Raw genomic sequence first — 19,589 nt, forward strand, 5'->3', positions numbered from 1 at the left:
TTTACATTGCAAAGCAACCTTACATTATCGGTTAAAACACTGCTTACAGGATTAGTGATAAAATGAACTGGATTACGCGTGAACTCCCAAAGATTGACCGGATCGCCTGCCCCTGGCTGATCAAAAGGTTCATTGATCCCGATGCTCAAATATTTTTCGTCCCATTTGATCAGGTTAAAGTCAGGGCAGCGGAGCTCGAAGCCACACCTTTTGACATCCCCGACACGGAATTCACACATTACGAAGACCGGTGCACATTCGATTTTTTTCTGGAACGATATGAAATTGAAGATCCGGCATTAAAAGATATGGCGGTGATCATACGCGGCGCGGATACGGACAACCATTCACTTGCTGCGCAGTCGTCGGGACTTTGGGCGATTTCGGCCGGCCTTGCCTATAACATTACCGACGATCAGGAGTTGCTTGAAAAAGGAATGCTGATTTACGATGCGCTTTACAGCTGGGCTGCACATCTGCAAAAGCAAAAGCACACGCAAAGCCCCACAGAAAAGCTGCTGCTCGATGTTTTCAATACTTATCTGGACAAACAGAAAACTGAGAACCTCAAAACACCGAAATGGGCCAAAGAGCTTAAAGAAATTATACAGGATCAAATCGACACCAACCTGAGTCTGAGCCTGAAAGAAATCTCAGAAGGCTTGCAAATCCATCCTTCTTATGTATCCCGTGAGTTTTCCAAGTATTTCAGTAACCTTTCCTTTGGTGAATATATCCGGAAGTTGCGCATTGAAAAAGCGGTAGATTTGCTCGCCAACCCTGATCATACCTTATCTGAAATTGCATATTTAACCGGTTTTTCAGATCAGAGCCACTTCAACCGGATATTCAAAGCGCATACAGGCGTAAATCCATCAGAATTCAGGAAAAATTTGCTCAAAAAGTAATCCCTGTACAAATCCGTCATTTTCGTTCTATCATTTTGTTGCTACGCGCGCTAGAATTGCATTTCAATAGCAAACAACGTGACGGAAGAAAACAGTCTATCGCCTATTAAGAGCCTGCTTTTATGAAGAAACTCACTTTACTCCTGCTTGTCCTTTTCTCAATTCCTTCACTTGGCCAGAAACAGGTCAACAAACACAGCAGCGTGTGGCTGGGCTATTTCAACCAGACCAGGATCACAGATAAATGGGGTATCTGGCTGGATTTGCATGCGAGAAGAACTGATTTCCTGGAACGCTGGTCTACACAGATCATCCGGCCGGGGATTACCTATTACGCCAATGACCATCTCCGGTTTACAGCCGGTTACGCTTACGCGAGAAGCTATCCCGCGCCTGGCTTGCATACTGTGCGTCCGGAAAACAGGCTTTGGCAACATGTACTTTGGACAAGCCGGCAAAAGAGACTGCAAACTCAGCAATGGATACGGATAGAAGAACGGTTTAACCGGAAAATTGCCAACGACAAGCTGCAAGACGGCTACAATTTCAACTTCCGTTTCCGGTATTTGCTCAACTTAATGGTGCCGCTGAACAGGGATTTCATCGAGCCTAATACGCTGTTCTTTGCATTCAACGATGAAGTCCATATAAATGCAGGCAAGCAGATTACTTACAATATATTTGATCAAAACCGCCTTTTCGTCGGTCTTGGCTACCAGTTCACCAAAAGCTTGAATATGCAGGTCGGTTACATGAACCAGTTCCAGCAGCTTCCTTCCGGCAATCATTTCAACAGCAATAATGTGTTAAGGGTATTTGTCTTTCACAACCTGGATATCCGGCCTAAGAAATCGCCTTGAGCTCTTCGATCACATGCGTGAAATCATTGAAATCTCAATTGCTATTACCTCGAAAATCACTACCTTTTACAAATTATTATACGGTTGATCAGCTCTTCCGGAAAATTTAAAAGCAACTATCACACAAGTATTTACCCAGGAGAATGACAAAAACAGGAGGTGCCCAATTTTTAGATATTGTACTTCAAACACCCTCCTACGGATGGAAAGACAATAATGGCAACTTGATAAAGCCAAGCAGCGGAGAGATTCTTAGGGAATTTTTTACCCGTCTTAATGTGTTTGCCGACCGAAAAAACTGGCTGCCTTTTATGGGCTGGATGAAAGTCCTGATCATGATCCCTTTCCTGGCGCTGTTTCTATTCAAATATTTTTCCTGGCCATTACTCGCAGTTGCATTTGTGTACAGCATGATCATCATGGGAACGCACGGGACGATCTGGCATCACAGGTATTGTACCCACGCTGCTTATACTTTTCGTAACTCATTTTGGCGCTTTTTTACCAAAAACCTGACAGTTACTATGGTACCGGAGGAGATTTATGCGATTTCTCACCACGTCCACCACGCCAAGTCCGATCAGCCGGGAGATCCTTATAACGCTCAGGCGGGTTTCCTTTACTGCTTCCTGGCCGACGTGAATCACCAGCCGATTTCGAAAGACCTGACCGAGGCCGAATACAACAAGGTTCGTCGGTTGATGAGCCACACGGGTGTGAAAGGCAATACTTATGCACAATATCTGAAATGGGGCTCCTACGTTCACCCGCGGACCGCGATTGTTTCTACCCTGATCAACTGGGTATTCTGGTACGGCGTGTGCTTTCTGATAGGCGGACACGCATTGGCCTGCACGATATTCGGGGCAGCCGGTTTTTGGGCAGTTGGTGTTCGCACGTTCAACTACGAAGGGCACGGAAAGGGCGAAAAGGTGCAGGTTGAAGGGGTTGATTTTTACAAAAAAGATAATTCTATCAACCAGATCTGGCCCGGTATAGTGGCCGGCGAGTGGCATAATAACCACCATTTGTACCCACGGAGCGCAAGAAGCGGCTTCAAGCCGCACCAGATCGATCTGGCCTGGTACTATATCCGGTTTATGAAAAGTATCGGTGCGGTCACTGCCTATAAAGATTTCAAAAAGCAGTTTTACAGACAGCATTACCAGCCAGCCACTACGAGTGTTTCCACGAAGCAATTTTCTTCAAATGGCGACGCAGTATTACGGTAGTTAGAGGATCACCATGATATCAGAATTGGGCTTATCCTTTTTTTCAAGGTATTCCCAGGAAACAATATCTTCTTCCGGGTAAATATTCCCGGTATCCTCTGGACCTTCATCGCCGAGCGCCTCTACAAAAGCTTTTGATCCCTTTTTGTAAACACCTTCTCTGGCGATCCCGTTGATATCCGTAAAAAGAACCAGTGACTGGTCCTCGGGCAACTTTTCATTTCTCATATCATTGATAGTTAAATCTCATTGTTGGCAACAGAAGCCACTTCTGTGCGGTAATTAATGTCTGATTGGGAAACCTCAGATTCTGATTCATAACCACTTTTGGTTGTGAATCCGTCGGGCGTCATTTTAGGCATGAAGTTATTTGCGGCGGCCGAAAGTGCTGATACCAGGCCGGGATTTGCGCCTTGTAACGCAACTACCAGTTTTGCAGATAATGTAAGGATGATTTCATTTTCCCCATGTTCAATAGCTTCAATGATCTGACCGGCAGACTTTTCAGCTTTTTGCGAGAACAACGGTGACGAAGCCATCGTTTTGAACCAGGCATATTCCGCTTCATGGTCGCCTTTTACCGATACATTTCTCGGACTACCTGTTTGCATCAAGTTAGGAATAACTGTGGTAACCAGTACATTATCTTTTTTCAGTTCTGCGTGCAGCCCCTCTGAGAGCCCCACCATCGCAAATTTACTCACACTATAAGGCAGCAAATGCGGTACGGAGATCTTCCCTCCTATGGAGCAAATATTGGCGATCCTTCCCTCAGCCTGTTTCAAATGCGGCAGCGCGGCTTTGATCATATATAACGCGCCCCAGAGGTTCACGTCCATCGCCTCTTTGTAATCATTGATTTCCATCGCGTCCTGCGGCCCCACCACCATCACACCTGCATTATTGATCAATACATCTATTTTACCAAATGCTCCTATAGTTGCTTCCACGATCCGTTGCGCATCCTGAGGCACACTTACGTCGGCTGCGAGTGCCAGTATCTTCGCTCCGCTTGCAGTGAGCTCCTGCTCCGCCTGATCCAGCTGCTCCGAGTCTCTGGAACAGATCACCAGATTAGCTCCCTTGTCGGCCAGCTGGCGCGCGAGTATCAATCCCAAACCCCTCGCCCCGCCGGTAATGATCACCACTTTATTGTCGAAATCGTACCTGGTGATATTCCGGTAAATTTTCCTGGCGGCTGTGAACAACCCCAGTGCCGCGATCGCGTATAAACCGACTTTTCCGGAGTCTGATAATAGGTTTTTTTCCTGATCCATGGTCATAGCTGTTAATGATGCAGTAGCAAGCTAAATTTCTGTGCCTGCGATGCCTCGAAAGCCGCAAGATGGAGTTTGCCTACTATTGATACTGTCAGAAGCTTTTTGCAAAAACAATAAAATTGCCCCAGTCAAAATTGGTCATATCGTGTTCGCCTTCCCGGTTATGATATCCCATCGGCGCTTTCGGAAGCGACTGGTTGATCCCCGGAGGAGTTGCGGGCAAGCCAGACTTTTTACCATACAAACCATACACCTTCTCGGCATGCTTCAATGCCAGATAAGTACCCGTCGGATCGGCCCAAAGGTCTTTGGAAGCATTGGTAGCGTACACTGGCCGCGGCGCGATCAATGCGATGAGCATGTGCTGGTCGACGGGAAGCTCATTTTCCTTATCGTTGAATTTTTTGTAATTGTTGCTAAACCAGTGGGGGAACGTTGTGTTGATCTTGGTAATCCGCTCGCCAAATTGCCTGCGGGCCAGCGCAGCCCCCGTATTGCCTGAACAATTAGTGACACAAGCCGCAAACCGCTGATCTTGCGAAGCCGCCCAAAGTGACGCTTTCCCACCTCGCGAATGCCCGACTACGATTACTTTTCTGGCATTAATAGCACGGTCTTTTTCAAAATAGTCCATAACCCGGCTCGCGCCCCAGGCCCAGGCGCCTATTGCTTTCATGCCATTATCGGCCGAAAGTTGCTCCGGATACATTTGAAGCACGCCATTCACATAATTATCCTTGTCATCGGGAGCCAGGTCGCTTACGTGGAATGCGGCAACGGCGTAACCGCTGTCAATCACCATTTCGGCAGGCCAGAATTCACTTTTCTTCTGTCTGGTAGGGTCTGTATTACTTTTTGGGCGATTGTTGATCAAAAGGAATACCGGAACGGGGCCGCTTTTTTTATTAGGGATAAACAGCGTCAAATTGATCCGGACCGACTTTTTATTCCTGAATACATCAATAGCGACCTCCTTTAAAGTCGCATTTCCAGACATCGCCTGCCCGTCTTCCGTTACAACAGAATGCCTGATACTATCGACTGTACGCGGCATTTGTCCGTATATATTGTTTTCAAAAAGCGCGAGAATTTCGGGCCTTCTGGCCTTTTCCCACTGATTTTTGTTCTTGATCTCTTTACCTGAAACTGTCCTGAGGACTTCGGGCAATGTGTAAGAAGGGACTTTGGATTCGTCGTAGTTCTGGGCGCGCACGCTGGTTAATGCGACTAGCAGCACAGGCAGGAAACGGATCGATCTAAACATAAAGCGGTGGTTTTTCATATATAAAGAAAAACCACCGCTTCGTCTTATTTACTGAATTATTTAAAACTTAACCTCGCCTTCTTCTTCGCCCTGCCAATACTTGATTTGTTTCGCTTCGACGGTGATCATCGCAATACCTGGTGTATCAAGTCCGTCTTCAAACCAGGCGTTGAGTTCTTCCACCCAATGTTCTTCCATTTTTTCGCGGCTTCGGGTTACTTCTGCTTTTCCGGTTATGGAAATGAAAATGTCTTTTATGCCCTGGAAACTGAGATTTACGCCGTTATCCATTTCTATGTCACTCACCATTCTCGAATTTTCCCATGTAAAAAAATGGGAATTCCCGTCGTATTCCACCTGCCCGTTATTACTCATTGGCCGGGAGGCAAGCATTCCGTTGGAAGTGGTGGTAGTAAGCATGCATATATCGAGATCCTTCATGATCTCCGCGACGTCCTTCAATGTTTTTTCTGCCATGATCTCAGTTTGTTGATTTTCCAATAGCAGATATCAAAATAGTGCCAGCATAAATCATCCCGGACAATACTTTTTCAGATGTGCTGCCTGTCCAGCTCATTTCTGAAATAGCGCAGATATCTGTACACACTGCCACGCTCAAGGTGCGTAACGTCGGAAGTGTAATACCCGCCGCAATCCGGTATTCTGATAAATTTGCAACCCATCGGTTCAAATTTTTCTTCGAGCGCACTCCTTATTTGCACAGGAAGTGGCAGGTCACAAACAAGGGGATCAACCGGTACTTCGAAAAAAATGACCTGTACCCCTTTTTGCTGAAAACGGGAGACGATTTCCTTCAACCTGCCAATTTGCGTCCGGACCTTTTCAGCCGTCAGTAATTGTTTATTATCCTGCGCGCGCACTTTGAGAAAATGCTGGAAAGTTGATTCGTCACGTACAAATTTTGCTACCGGCTCTTTTGCCAGACTATCCGGGTGCATTTTGCGACGGTTTTTCATTCTCGCAATCACTTCCACCGGCTGGTAATTTTCACGCAGGGATTTGAGATATTTCTTTGCAGGAAATAAAACGGGCGAAAACAATGCGCCGGTAAAACTTTTATCTTCTTCTCTTGAAATGATATTCATTTCTATGAAAAGTCGCTTTGGCTTGTAATTGAGATTTTCCAGAATGCGCAGGCCATCAAATGACGACTGGCCGTCGAAGGAAAGATTGTAGAAGCTTTCCGGAAGGCTGTCTCTGGAAATCTTAGCACTTAGCTTGCTGGAGATCGAAGAGCCTACCATTATATTGTCGTACCGGCCGCCGTCGTAGATCAGGGTGTTTGCCCGCATGATATTGGACTGCCACTGGTTCTGGCCGATCGTCCAGTAAATATCGGTTGACCGGACAATTATTTCATACCCGATAAACAAGAGCAAAAAAGTGAGCAGGGAATATTTGATCATGATGTAAAATGTGTGCTTGAATAGCTTTGATTAAAACTGGAAGTAGATGAAATCCCCGCCGATTCCTGTATTTGTGACTATCATAAAAAGCATGATTGCCAACGCAAGCGGCTCTGCCCAGCTAAATCTGTGTGCTTTACTGTAATGTGATTTAATCAAATAGATCCCGTGATATACGACTACCGGTATTGAGTAAATGAGGATATAAACGATGATCTTAAATGAAGTGTCCTTGCTTTGATTATTTACGATAGCAACCAGATATTTATATACATGCTGAATATCCGTCAGCTTGAATAGCAACCAAGCTAATGTTACCAGTAAGAAAACGATACAGCCCCCAATCAATTTTCTCACGATCCCGGCTTTCCTATCTTTAAACGTTGCTTGTATAAACAAGCGTTCTGCTACCAGAGCGAGTCCGTGAAAAGTACCCCAAACAGCATAACTCCACGCCGCACCATGCCACAAGCCGCCCAGCACCATCGTAATGAACAAATTGAAGTAGGTTCGAAATTCCCCCTTCCGGTTTCCGCCTAGCGGGATATAGAGATATTCCTTCAGGAACGATGAAAGTGAAATGTGCCAGCGACGCCAGAATTCAGAGAAGGAAGTGGATATATATGGAAAATTGAAATTTTCCATCAGTTTGTAACCAAATAAACCTGCTATCCCCTGTGCAATCAACGAATACCCGGCAAAATCCGCGAAAATTTGCATAGAGAACCCGAATAGTAGTGTGATCAATACCAGCGAAGAATGCGCTTCGAAGAAAGGATATCTAATCCAGAAAGTGTGCTGACTGATCTGGTCCGCAATAACCATTTTTAGAAAATAACCCGTTACCAGCTTTCTGTAACAGTATTCCCAATCAATGCGACTCAACAGCTTTTCGCTGATCTGCGGGATAAAATCGTGCGCTTTCAGGATCGGCCCGGCGATCAGGTGAGGGAAGAATGCGACGAAAAACGTGGTGTTCAACGCGTGCTTTGTGATGGAGCGCGCCACCAGACTTCTGTACTGAGGAATATCCCTGCCTTTGTAAGCATCCACAACGAGACTGATCCCTTCAAATGTAAAAAATGAAATACCGATCGGCAGCGGAATATTGGCCAGAAAAGCGCCTGCTCCGTGATTAACGTCGAATAAAAGTCCGCCAACGAGAGACCCGTATTTAAAGAAGATCAGTATCAACAAATTGACCACGACGCCAATGATAGCATACAATTTCTGGCGATCCGCTCTTGCATATACGACCAGATAACTCGTCGTCACATTGATCACAACTGAGGAAAGAAACAATGCAAGGAGCTTGGGATTTGAATATCCGTAAAACACCAGGCTTGCGATGATCAGCAGATGAACCTGAATTTTTCTGGCTATCGGAAGATAATATACAGCCAGAGAGGCGATAACGAGCAGGGCAAATTCAAAACTGTTGAATAGCATAGTGTGCTTTTAAAATTCCAATGCAGCATTTCTGCATTGCAGACAAGGAAGAGTGTAGCTCTAAATATATTATAAAAGCCGGACAAAAAAGCCGGCGCAGCAAACCAATTATTTTACGGTTCGTGGAGCTGATTAGCTGGAAAAAATAATTTCCAACCTCTACCCAACCTTGGGGTACTCTTATGCAGTTTATTTTATTGACAGGGCGCCACTGATCACTTTCTTGTTCAACATTAAATCTGAAAGTCATGAAGACCGAAAAGTTAATTTTATTATGCATTGTGTTGGTTTTCTTCCAGCTGGTTGCCTGCGAGAGAAATAAAATGGATGAAGTACTTCCCGCTCAGTCCAATGCCCGGACAGGTGTCGATGCAGATTCAATTACGGGTAGAATTATTGCAGACAAAACAACCGGCATCAAGCAAAAAGAAGGGATCAATTTCACATTGACAGATCCCAAAAGTGAATTTGTGATGTGGCGGGTAATACCGGCTCAGACGGTGATCAATTTTGGGGTTAAAAGTATTATACACTTTCAAAAAGCCGGAAATTACCGTGTTTACGCCATCGATAGTATGAGCCTGGATACGGCTTTTATTGATGTCTGGGTGACTGATGAAGTAAATACCATTCCCTCCGGCGAACAGGTTTTCAGGAAAGATGAGATCATGCGGATAACTCCAAGCGTGTCTCCGGATTCTGCTAATATACTGGTATTGAATGCAGTTACCGATGGGACCTACAATTGCGAGAATAATAAGCTGGTTGCGGCGGCAAGGCGCAGGGATAATTTCGGAAACCCTTATTTTGACATTGATTTCGCGCGGGTGGCGACAGACCTGATGTGTGAGAAAGGAGAAAATAAACCCAAAGGCACATTATATCTCGTCAATCCGGTCGCCGAAAAAATCAAAGGAAAATTTCAGATTGTGTTCAACAATCAAACATACTATGGCTCCTTTGTGAAAACTGGTAACAAATATGAATTTGACTGGCCCTACGAAAGCGGCGTGATATTCACCACCAAATCCATATAGTCGATTTGCATACAGATTCAAGGCTGGCGATGTAATGTTGCCAGCCCACTCTAACCCCTCAGCTTGGAGAACCTAACAGAAATATTGGCTGGTTGCCGTCGCAGGGACCGCAAAAGTCAGGAAAAATTGTACCGCCAGTTTTATCCTGTCCTTTTTGCGCTTTGCAGGAATTTCTTTGAGGAAAAACACGACATTCTCACCGCGATCAATAATGGGATGTTAAGGGTATTTCAAAACATCGATCAATACGAACCTGCGAAAGGCGAATTTTTTAACTGGACGTATACAACTGTCAGAAATGCGGCATTGACGCTGCTGAGAGACCGCAAAACGCAGCGTTTCGAGTATGAAGAAATCGCGGATTATATGGGTTTCGAATCGGGCGAAAATCTTTTTGAGCAGCTGGCAGCCGGTGATATTCATATTTACTTATTGCAACTCCCCGTCGCGACAAGACGAATTTGCGGGTTGTTTTACCTGGATGGATTTTCGGTCAAAGAAATTGCGGAGGCACTTCGTATCAGTGAAGGTACTGTTAAATGGCATTTGAGCGAAAGTCGGGTGAGGCTCAGGACTATTTTTGAAAAATCACTTTAAGGTGTGAAAAAGAAAGAAAAACATATCGGCAAATTTTTCCGCGACCCGCTTCCCGAACCGGAAGTGCCGGCCGATGACGCGTGGGCGGGAATGAGTGATATGCTGGGCGCAGCCGCAGGCGGAACGCCGGTTAACGGAGACGCCGGACAGTGGTTTTCAGGTTTGGTTAAAATTAAAGGTTTGATATTGACCTCATTGTCGCTGGTATCAGCTACTGCTGTTGTCATTTATCAGCTGTCGGACTCCCCTGCTTCAACTTCAAAACCAGCACCCGTATTGACGCAGTCAGAACAAATTAAAAATCACGACGAACCAATACCAAAAGCAGTACCGGAACAAATCGAAGAAAACAATACAATACCGAAAAAACCCGAACAACAAGAACAAAACAATACAATACCCAACAACCCCGAACAAAAAGAACCCATACTTAACCAGAACCCGGAAAATCCAATACCAGAAAGCGAATACGAAAAGCCTGTGGCAGGATCCAAAACCGCAGCCGGTAGGGAATCGGAAGGAAAGCTCAGCAACAACAGTTCGCGAGTGAAAAACTCGAAATCGAAAAGGCAGAGGACAGAAAACTCACCACAAACGCCGCCAATCCCGGCTGTCGGAAAAGAAAATGCAGCCGGTGGATTCAGGCGAGATTCACAAAGTTTGGAAACAGCTCCGTCACCTAATCCAGAGAAACGATTTAACATTCGCAGCCTAAAACCTTTAAATGTACATTTTCGAGGTATTAACACTGATCTGGGCAGAAGGATAGTAACCCAGAATTTTGCAAAACAACCAGTAAGCGAAAAGAGTGAAACGAACAGATCCTTTCATCTGGGCCTGGAATGGACGCTGAATTCTTCTCTGAAATCCACAGCTTATATCGCGACCGGCGCTGATAGTATCCCACGCGTCGCGCGGCTTCTGATACCTGGTATTTTTGCAACGACCAACTTTTCAAAAAGCAGCATTACATTTAGTTTTTTGCCATACCAATCCTATTTCGGAGGAAATAAACTGGTGCGGCAAATTGCAGATTCCCTCAATACCGACTCTATAAAAACATATACTAACGCACTGTTCATCAAGGCAGTAGGAATGAATTTCAGTGCGCAATATCAATATCACGTCACCCGCTTCTTTGCTTTAAATGCCGGTGCATCTTACACCATTTTAACCTCAGCACTTTTCAGGCCGCAAACGCAAAACTGGCAGGGAAAACTCCTGGACGGGCAATTGACAACCCTGAAAAAATCAACTGAAATATCGCCTTACATCAATCCCTACCTATTCACATTGAAAGCAGGGATTGCACTTACTCCAGGCCGTTTTCAAGCAGGATTGAACGTCATTTTACCTTTGTCTAATATCTCAAAGTCTTCGCAGTTTCCTGTCAAAACGCTGAATGGACAGGTTTATCTGAGATATCTGGTTTGGTAGATTTAAATCTTTATTCCAACAGAAAACTGAAAACTACGGCCATCGGAAGTCCAGATCCCGGCCCCCGGGTACATTGTCGGCCTCTTCGTATAGTACTGTTTGTTGGTGATATTGTTGATCCCCATTCGTAAAGTGTAGGCAGTTCCCAGTCGCAATGTGGCATTGAAGTCGAGTAAGCCGTAACCCGGCACTTTCCCGATCGTTCCGTTTGCGGAGGGTTCAATGGTATTGAGCGGATTGGCGAAATTGGAGCTTACGTAACTGTATTGAAGTGTAGAGGCTAGTTTTTTGTATTGAAACTGAATACCATTTCGCGAAATCCAGGTGGGAACTCCCTCTACCCTATTGCCGGCCACGCTGGTATTCTCATTATTAACAACTGCATTTCCTTTCATGTACTTCGCGTCAAAATAAGATGTGGAAGTGAAAATGGAAAGCTCGGTCGGCAAAGTTTCACCAGTCTGAATTGCTGTATATTCCAAATAAGCTTCCACGCCGCGTGTGCGACTGTCGCCGGTAGTGGTACGCAATAAATATGCATTACTAGCCTCGTCACGCATAGAAACAGTTCCCATTCTGTGATGAACCATCACCTGGAACAAGCTGATATCATATTTGAAAACATCCTTCACATTCCCGCTCACGCCGGCTTCCAGATTATACCCGTAACTATCTTGCAAGTTTTTGTCCACCCGTTCCAGCACCGACGCCGGAATAATGTCCTTAAAAACGACTGGCCGGTAAGCCTGCGAAAATCCTGCATACGCCCGACTGGTGCCGCTGATCTTGTATTGCGAGCTGATCCCGAACAATGGAAACTTGTGCTTAATAGTATTGGGAAGACTTCCGGGATCGTAATAACTGATTTTTCCCGTCATATCCGTAGCGCCGCTCTCTATCCTGAAACCGGGCGAAATGGACCACTGTGGCGTCAGTAAGATCATATTTTCAATGAATAGGGCGATATTGTCGGTATTCATGTACAGGTCGCGACCGAAAGTGGGGTGGGTAAGTGTGAGGTCAAAATTACTGCCGGTTGTTCCTTTTCCCTGCTGCCTTCTGCGGAGCTTGTTGTGCATATATTGCACGCCGCCGGACACGACACTGGTCATGCCTGCAAACTGATATTGATGCAAAAGACGTAATTCAGAAGTAAAACTTTTGAAGTTATCGATATCCACCTGCCGCGCGCGGTAAGATTTGGTAACCGCGCTGATCGTGTCGGGCACATTGGCAAATGCATCGAACATCACACTGTTTCGCGCGCCATAAACGCCCGAATTGGTGAATTTAAGCTGAGTTGCGGGGCTGATTTTCCAATCTATCACAATGGAAGGGACGTAAATATCAGGATTGAAATAATTCCGCGAGCGCGTCGACTGCCTGGGGTCGGCCTCGAACATGGCGTCGGTAAGTGGGCCGGGAATCTGGTAAATGTATTTCGAGCGACCCAGTTCGGCTTTGATGCGCAAGGAAGGGGTTACCTCATAAGATAAACTCAGAAACTGCGACTGCGCGTCAGATCTCGCATTTTTACGATATCCATTCGAATGCCGCGTTTGATAATAAGCCTGGTAAGTGAGCTTCCCCACCTTTCCACTGATTGCATTATAAGAGCTAAAAAGTCCAAAAGAACCCGCCGAATTGATGGTTTCAAATGCAAATGCACGCGTCGTGTCAGGACCTTTTGTAACATAATTGATCATCCCCCCAAACTGCGCCCCGAATTGCAGCGAAGCAGTACCCCGAACCAGCTCCACGCGCTGGATCGATTCCATCGCCGGACTGTAATGACTCGCCGGGTAACCGTACATATCCGAATTGGTGATCACGCCGTTTTGGCGAATATTGTATTCCCACGAACGATGCGGATCGAGGCCGCGGGTCGAGATATTAATCTGATTTCCGCTTCCGTCCATGTCGTACACGAATACGCCGGGGATCTTGGCAAAAATATGCCTGCCCGTTTTTTCAGCGATATTTCCATTAACTCCTTCCAGCTGAACAACTTCGCTCTTTTTACCGGCCATTATATAGGTATTGTGAACATCGGGAAGCCGCTCTGTGTGGATGATGTTCTTGCGCTGCTCAATGGTCACTTCGTTCAGGTCAAGCACTTTATCAATGTCGCTCTTTTCCTTCTTTTCATTTTGACCAAAAGCACTGAAACTTGTTATAAAAAGAGAAAGGGTGTAAAAAATGTATTTCATTCCGATTTTATTCAGGATACTCATTCACTTAACCGCCTAATACTGTTTGGTTTCCGGGTGAAATGTGCGCCAGCTGTGCCAGTATTCCTGGTATGCATTGATCCGCGACAGATTCTGCCCTAAACCGTCGAGCCTTTTTCCCAGCAGATCGTAGCTCCCGTTTTTACCAAAAATGGTATCGTTCCTGATCGAATAGCGATCCCGCATATCTGGTCTTTCGAAAGCGAAAAAGCTCTTTTTATCCCCTGCGATCACCACAAAAACCGGCACTGAGCCTACCTGATCGTTAATTACCTTTTCTTTCCCAAGCCTGCGCCAGTCAAATGCCTTGCTTCCGTCTTTCGATTGTACACCCACCACCCACGATTTTTCTTTCCACGGCAGTGAGTCCGCCCGCGTCAGCAGCGACTTATTTTTCCCGGATTCATAGCGGCTCATCGAATCGTATTTGGCCTGGTAGATGGGGTCCGGTTGCATGATCTTGCTTTGCGGATGCAGTTTAAGCCACTGTCGGAGTGAGGTTTGCGTAATAGCGAGTTCAGGTAAAATTTTCCCTTTTGAAGGGCCGGTAATCGCTTCTCCGTTCGCTTGCCGCCACCAGCTGCCGGTAGTTTCATCTTCAAACATTGCATTAAAATGATCCATCCCGACGAGCCTGAAGCTCTCTACTTTTCCGTCTACAACCGGCTCAAAAACTCTTCCCGTGCGACAAACCGTGCAATAAGTGACCATAATGGGCTTCCCGCCCAGCGTGTCTCGCACCTGGTGGTGGTAACCTATAAACTGAATCGGATATGCTTTCGCTTCCCCGTTCACTTCCGCGCCGATCACGAGCCTTTCCGGGTCGATTTTATTAGCAGCTGCATGCTGCATCAATACCGTCTGGGGTTGATAGAACATCGTATCAGCCGCCATTTCGTAGTTGGTAGCGTAAGTTATTCCGGCTATTAGAAGCAGCAGCAAGCCGGGCAGCCATTTTGTTTTACTCCTGAAAACAGAAACTGACCCGACCAATATCATCCCCCAGAATACGATCCTGAAAGCCCAGCGCCAGGTGTGCAGGAAATAGGCGGCATCAATGCTGTTCATTTGCTGACTGCCGGGCATAGGCATAATGAAATACACTTTCGCGATTTCGTAAAGGAGAATGCCGGTTACGCCTATGTAAAATATCTTCTTCATTTATATATTAATTTGAAAACGAGAGGATTACAAAAAAAAACAAAGAAACGGGTTCGCCAGGTGGCAAACCCGTTTGCTTAATATATTAACCTATGATATTCAAAACTAGAATCACCTGCTGCGCGCGGTTACCACCAGCGCGATCACAAATGGCAATGTAAAAACCAGCAGCGCATTCCCTAAACCGCCGAGGACGCTGACCAGCGAGCCGATAAAAAACACCGCAGTGGCTGTAAAAAACCGGCCGACATTGAAACAAAAACCCGTAGCTGTACCCCGGATCGAAACCGGAAAAAGCTCAGGAATGTAACTCGACAACGCACCCTGGCTGATCCCGAAGCAAAAGGCGAGCATCGCAGTTTCGAGGTAGATGATCGCTGAAAATTGGGTATTCGTCAAAAACAGGATACAGCAAATGATCAGACAGCTTGCAAAGACGCCGGTCAATGTTCTTTTTTTCCCAAAACGATTGAGCAATACGCCTGAGAAAAGTCCCCCTATGATTCCGCCCGAACCAAGCAGGATCATAATTAAACCGCGTTCTTTTTGTCCGTCCTGGCCGCTTGCGAGCAAAGTCTGCACCCAGGTGGGAAGCCACGAGAATATCCCCCAAAGTCCGATCAGTACCGAGCCGAAAATCAGCGAGCCGGAGATCAGGTTCGCGCGATTTTCACCCGTAAATAATGTGGGTGATTTTTTGTCAGATACATTCAGATTCCGCCATTTGGCCGATTCCGGCGCGAGCAGATAAATGAGTAAGGCGGTAATAACGGGTATAATACCGATGCCGAATGCGCTGCGCCAATCGGAGAAAAGGAGGTTGATGCTGCCCGTCGTTACAATGCCGATCGGAAAGCAAACTGCCAGAATCCCCAGCATGACCGCCCTCGTTTTTTCTTCCCAAATCTCTGAAATATAAACAGTTGAGATCAGCAGAACGCCGCCCACACCCATTCCCGTCATAAAACGAAAAGCCAGCAATGTGTGCCAGTTTGGAACGATCGTCACCAGACACGTAAAAATCCCGTAAAGTGCAGTAACCAGCGTGAGCGACTTCACCCGACCTATGCGATCGCTTATCATCCCGAAAAGCAGCCCGCCGCACATCCAGCCGTACAGGTACAACGCATTAATATAAGCGCCGATCTCGCCCAGCTGCGCCTCACTCACCGCGCCGCCATTCAATTCGCGAATAGCGACGGGCAGGTACACCGACATTAGAGTCGAAACGGTGCCGCTGAGCGTGTAGGTCACAAAGCACAAGCCAAATGCTAGCCACTTTCCCGCCACACTTTTCGATTCGATATTTGTTATTTCCAAAGTCTGCATAGCTGATCTTATCTGAATAACTGGTCGAAATTCAAACTCACATAATATAACCCGCCGACTGCCGGCGAACCGTAAGCCTGCACGATATACTTGTTGGTGATATTGGAGCCGCCCACTTTAACCGTCGTTTTCAGCGAAGGAATGCGGTAACTCACCTGCGCGTCGAGCAGGTTATAAGCTTGTACCTTGCCGGGGTTATTTTCGGTGAATGTTCCGTACCATTCAAATGCTGTTTGCCAGTGCCAAGCGATATTGAATCCCAGCTTGTCTGTCAGTCTGGGGTTCCCGAAAATCACATTTGACTTCCACTCCGGCGTATTGAATGCGGGAATATTGTTTTTGTCCGCATCGCCGATATTGAAATCGATCCACGTCGCATTGCCGCTCAGCTTGAAGTTGCGGGGTAAAGAATAGGTAACACCTGCGCTGACGCCTTGAATGGAAACCTGATCAGCTGCATTGGTATACAGCTGGAACAGTTGCCTGTCGGCTCCCAGTAACTCGGCGGCAGCAGCAGGGTTGACCGATCCATCCGCTAATAGAATATCTGATTTGGCCCGGGCGACCACGGTATTGATCATAAAGTCGGTGTACTGGCTGTAATAATAATTTACATCAAACAACAACTTCTTACTAATCAAGCCTTTATAGCCAATTTCATAGCTCTTTACTTTTTCCGATTTGATATAAGGCACATTAGACTTAACCAACTTGTCTTTATTGTTCGCAACTGCCTGAGGGAAAGGAGTTCCCTTCGCCATATCTGCACCGAAAGCACCCGCAAATGCGCCGAAAGAAGCGATGGTCACCGAATTTTCATAAGCATTCAATCCCTGCGAATTCACCGGCGCGCCGCCCAAAATGATGATCGGACCTACATTCAGCTTAATGAACTGATCCGAGACAGTCGGGTTACGAAATCCGGTTTGATAGGATGCGCGGAAATGGTGGTTTTCTGTTGGAGAAAAAACGGCGGATGCGCGGGGAGTAAATCGCCCGTCGAAGTTTTCATTTTTATCATAACGACCTGAAAGCGTGAACTTCAAACGCTCTTTCCACAGCGATTTGGAAGCCTGTGCGAATACGCCGTACTCTTCATTAGTCAGGTTTTTATCTTTATCGTCAAAAAGTGTCCCGCCTGTATCGAGGTAATATTTGCGGTAATTACCTCCTACCTGCAAGTTAAAAACCTTCAAGGCAGAGCTGAAATCGTACATTCCTTCCACGTGGCGCAGGCTGCATTCGCTCAATATCCCCGCTCCCGAAAGCCCCCTAGTTTTGATCAGAAGGTCTTTGGAAGAATTAAATGCTTCTGAACCCGGCAATATCCTACCTTCGTCTGCGAAGGAACGTGCGGCATTATGGTCCTTTGTAGTAACTCCGGTTACTGCGCCATTGTAAGCTGCTGCATATCTCTCAAACCAGGTCGCATCGGCTTTGTCCGGCGTAACTGTCGCCCCGTTCAAATCTTTCACCCAGGTACGGTTAATGTGCTGGCCCAGCGCGCGGGTATTGTAAGAGTTCGTCGAAATCTCCTGATTGGAGTAGCCACGCACATAAAAGTTGCTTCCTTTCAGTTCCAGTTTGTGTTGGATAAACTTGAAATCGTTGATCACAAACCGGTTACTGCCTGTGTACTGCGCCGTTCCCTGATTGAAATTTCCCTGGTAAATCACTTCCAGCTTGTCGGTAATGCGGTAATGCAATGCCGCATTCAGTTTCAGACTGTAAACTCCGTAAGTAGCCAGATCCTTTTCCTCATAGCCTGTACGCGACACTCTTCCTATTTCCGGCAGCGTTTGTGCTACTTCGTCTCCGTAAATGTTAAGCTGATTTTTACCCGGATTATTCGGCCCGCGGTTGGCAGGAAGTGTATTAGGGTCAATATCTGTGTAATTGTTTGCATACCAGTCAGTTCCCTTCAAATAAGAAGCATTGACCTTGAATGCGAACTTGTTGTTGAAAGCTTTTGCATAGCGCACTGCCACATCGTACATCGGCTTCGCCCCCAGGTCGGTGCCGTCGTTAATATGGTTGATGCCAAACTTAGTCTGCGCGCTCAGTCCCTGGTATTCAAATGCATTTTTTGTGCGTGTATTCAGCATCCCGTTAAATGCGATCGGACCGTATAATGCAGATGCTGCCCCGGGAATCAGCTCGGCACTTTCCACATCGATATCGTGCGGCCCAAACAGATTTCCCATCGCAAAACCCAACCCCGAAGGCTGGTTATCAACCCCGTCGACCAGTTGCAAAAACCGGCTATTGCCCGTTGTATTGAAACCTCTTGTGTTGATCTGCTTGTAAGTAAGACTGCTGGTAACCATATCGAGCGATTTCATATTGATCAAACCGTCGTAAAAATTGGCAGAAGGCGTTTGCTGAATGGCGCGTGCATCCATTTTTTCAATGCTCACCGGCGAGCGGAGTATGCTTTCTTCTACTCTCGACGCGGTTACCACTACCTGGTTCAGTTCTCCAATAGCCGGTACCAGGTCGAAACGCAGGTTTTCGGCACTTGCCACTACTGCTTCCTGCCGCGCATATCCCACTAGTGAGATCACGAGTGTGGCCGGAAGTGAGGTATTCAGTTCAAACAAACCGTCAGCATTCGAGACCGCGCCGGTATTTTTTCCCTTCACCGAAACGGAAGCTCCCGAAACCGGCTTTTGAGATTCATTATCATAAATATGCCCCTGAATTTTAGTCGATTGCGCCCGCGTCACTTGTAAGCAAGCAATGCACAAAAGCAGGGATAACAGGAGTAAATGTTTTTTCATAGAGCGTTTTTTGATAGCAGGAAGGTTGATTTTTAGTTTTTCAAATGATCATAACCATTGGGCAAACGGTTGTAACCATATTCTTTTAAACGTTGTCCGAGCCCGAGGTAAAACTGGGGATCGGCAGGAGCGACAGTTGCCATTCCGTCCACATAGCGGTTGTATAGGCAAAACAGGGCGGCGATCAATACCGTATCGTGGATCTCGATATCCGTCGCACCGGATTTTTTCGCGACGGTTATAGCTTCCGGGGTAACAGCTCGCCCGCTCACCTGCACCATTACGGCGATTTTCAGCAGTGCTTTCATTTTTTCGCTTATCGGTGCTGTGTCAATATCCTTTTTAACCAGCTCGCAGGTTTCGGTTTCACCCAGCAGCACATCCGCGATTGCAGTGTGCGCCGCCGTACAGAATTTGCATTCGTTGTAATGCGAAACGACGGTCGCGATCAGCTCGCGCTCGCCCTCGGTCAGGCTGTTTTTTCCCCTCAATAAAAACTGGGTCAGTACCCGGATCGGGTGCGCGGTATCCTTGCTGTATTCGAGCAGACCGGTAATACCCGGCAAATGGCCAGGTAGTGGAATATGTGGCATATCG

17 protein-coding genes are annotated in these 19,589 nt (G+C 46.5%); 6 read left to right on the forward strand and 11 right to left on the reverse strand.

Going from position 1 to position 19,589, the window contains the following annotated elements:
- The first annotated feature begins 62 nt into the window (after window positions 1–62).
- The 3 genes from LZG94_RS15560 (at window position 63) to LZG94_RS15570 (ending at window position 3,000) form a co-directional block, all read left to right on the forward strand.
- Complete coding sequence (locus LZG94_RS15560; protein WP_233792770.1) at window positions 63–908, forward strand: chromate resistance protein ChrB domain-containing protein; 846 nt, start codon at window positions 63–65, stop codon at window positions 906–908.
- A gap of 122 nt (window positions 909–1,030) precedes the next feature.
- Window positions 1,031–1,768 (forward strand): DUF2490 domain-containing protein, encoded by a 738-nt coding sequence (locus tag LZG94_RS15565; RefSeq protein ID WP_233792771.1) that lies wholly within the window; start codon window positions 1,031–1,033, stop codon window positions 1,766–1,768.
- Between the two features lie 143 nt (window positions 1,769–1,911).
- The gene (locus tag LZG94_RS15570) at window positions 1,912–3,000 is read left to right on the forward strand and encodes a fatty acid desaturase (RefSeq protein WP_233792772.1); all 1,089 of its coding nucleotides are present in this window, start codon (window positions 1,912–1,914) and stop codon (window positions 2,998–3,000) included.
- Here LZG94_RS15570 and LZG94_RS15575 read toward each other — a convergent pair whose 3' ends face one another.
- The 6 genes from LZG94_RS15575 to LZG94_RS15600 form a co-directional block, all read right to left on the reverse strand.
- Window positions 3,001–3,228: a hypothetical protein gene (locus LZG94_RS15575; protein WP_215234533.1), complete on the reverse strand. Its 228-nt coding sequence runs from the start codon at window positions 3,226–3,228 to the stop codon at window positions 3,001–3,003.
- 11 nt (window positions 3,229–3,239) lie between these two features.
- On the reverse strand, window positions 3,240–4,277 hold the full coding sequence (locus LZG94_RS15580; RefSeq protein WP_233792773.1) for an SDR family oxidoreductase: 1,038 nt from the start codon (window positions 4,275–4,277) through the stop codon (window positions 3,240–3,242).
- Window positions 4,278–4,371: 94 nt separating this feature from the next.
- Window positions 4,372–5,544: an alpha/beta hydrolase gene (locus tag LZG94_RS15585; RefSeq protein WP_233792774.1), complete on the reverse strand. Its 1,173-nt coding sequence runs from the start codon at window positions 5,542–5,544 to the stop codon at window positions 4,372–4,374.
- 60 nt (window positions 5,545–5,604) lie between these two features.
- Window positions 5,605–6,021 (reverse strand): pyridoxamine 5'-phosphate oxidase family protein, encoded by a 417-nt coding sequence (locus LZG94_RS15590; RefSeq protein WP_233792775.1) that lies wholly within the window; start codon window positions 6,019–6,021, stop codon window positions 5,605–5,607.
- Between the two features lie 74 nt (window positions 6,022–6,095).
- Window positions 6,096–6,971, reverse strand: coding sequence for a hypothetical protein (locus tag LZG94_RS15595; RefSeq protein ID WP_233792776.1), 876 nt, complete (start codon window positions 6,969–6,971; stop codon window positions 6,096–6,098).
- A gap of 30 nt (window positions 6,972–7,001) precedes the next feature.
- Complete coding sequence (locus tag LZG94_RS15600) at window positions 7,002–8,420, reverse strand: MBOAT family protein (RefSeq protein ID WP_233792777.1); 1,419 nt, start codon at window positions 8,418–8,420, stop codon at window positions 7,002–7,004.
- Window positions 8,421–8,668: 248 nt separating this feature from the next.
- On the opposite strand from LZG94_RS15600, the gene LZG94_RS15605 reads away from it, so the two are divergent.
- From LZG94_RS15605 to LZG94_RS15615, 3 genes are all read left to right on the forward strand, one after another.
- Window positions 8,669–9,457 carry a hypothetical protein gene (locus LZG94_RS15605; protein ID WP_233792778.1) on the forward strand — a complete coding sequence of 263 codons (789 nt, stop codon included), beginning with the start codon at window positions 8,669–8,671 and terminating at the stop codon, window positions 9,455–9,457.
- Window positions 9,458–9,520: 63 nt separating this feature from the next.
- On the forward strand, window positions 9,521–10,054 hold the full coding sequence (locus LZG94_RS15610) for an RNA polymerase sigma factor (RefSeq protein WP_233792779.1): 534 nt from the start codon (window positions 9,521–9,523) through the stop codon (window positions 10,052–10,054).
- Between the two features lie 3 nt (window positions 10,055–10,057).
- A complete protein-coding gene (locus tag LZG94_RS15615) occupies window positions 10,058–11,491 on the forward strand; it encodes a hypothetical protein (RefSeq protein ID WP_233792780.1) in 1,434 nt (477 codons plus the stop codon).
- A 2-nt stretch (window positions 11,492–11,493) separates the two neighbouring features.
- Here LZG94_RS15615 and LZG94_RS15620 read toward each other — a convergent pair whose 3' ends face one another.
- The 5 genes from LZG94_RS15620 to LZG94_RS15640 all read right to left on the reverse strand — a co-directional run bounded on the left by LZG94_RS15620 (window position 11,494) and on the right by LZG94_RS15640 (window position 19,585).
- A complete protein-coding gene (locus tag LZG94_RS15620; RefSeq protein WP_233792781.1) occupies window positions 11,494–13,701 on the reverse strand; it encodes a TonB-dependent receptor domain-containing protein in 2,208 nt (735 codons plus the stop codon).
- 36 nt (window positions 13,702–13,737) lie between these two features.
- Complete coding sequence (locus tag LZG94_RS15625) at window positions 13,738–14,883, reverse strand: DUF3179 domain-containing (seleno)protein (RefSeq protein ID WP_233792782.1); 1,146 nt, start codon at window positions 14,881–14,883, stop codon at window positions 13,738–13,740.
- A 111-nt stretch (window positions 14,884–14,994) separates the two neighbouring features.
- Window positions 14,995–16,212, reverse strand: a complete 1,218-nt coding sequence (locus LZG94_RS15630; protein ID WP_233792783.1) for an MFS transporter — start codon at window positions 16,210–16,212, stop codon at window positions 14,995–14,997.
- 8 nt (window positions 16,213–16,220) lie between these two features.
- Complete coding sequence (locus LZG94_RS15635; protein WP_233792784.1) at window positions 16,221–18,992, reverse strand: TonB-dependent receptor; 2,772 nt, start codon at window positions 18,990–18,992, stop codon at window positions 16,221–16,223.
- Window positions 18,993–19,024: 32 nt separating this feature from the next.
- Window positions 19,025–19,585 carry a carboxymuconolactone decarboxylase family protein gene (locus tag LZG94_RS15640; protein WP_233792785.1) on the reverse strand — a complete coding sequence of 187 codons (561 nt, stop codon included), beginning with the start codon at window positions 19,583–19,585 and terminating at the stop codon, window positions 19,025–19,027.
- Window positions 19,586–19,589 lie beyond the last annotated feature (4 nt).

Source organism: Dyadobacter sp. CY343 (assembly GCF_021390335.1).
Classification (GTDB): domain Bacteria; phylum Bacteroidota; class Bacteroidia; order Cytophagales; family Spirosomataceae; genus Dyadobacter.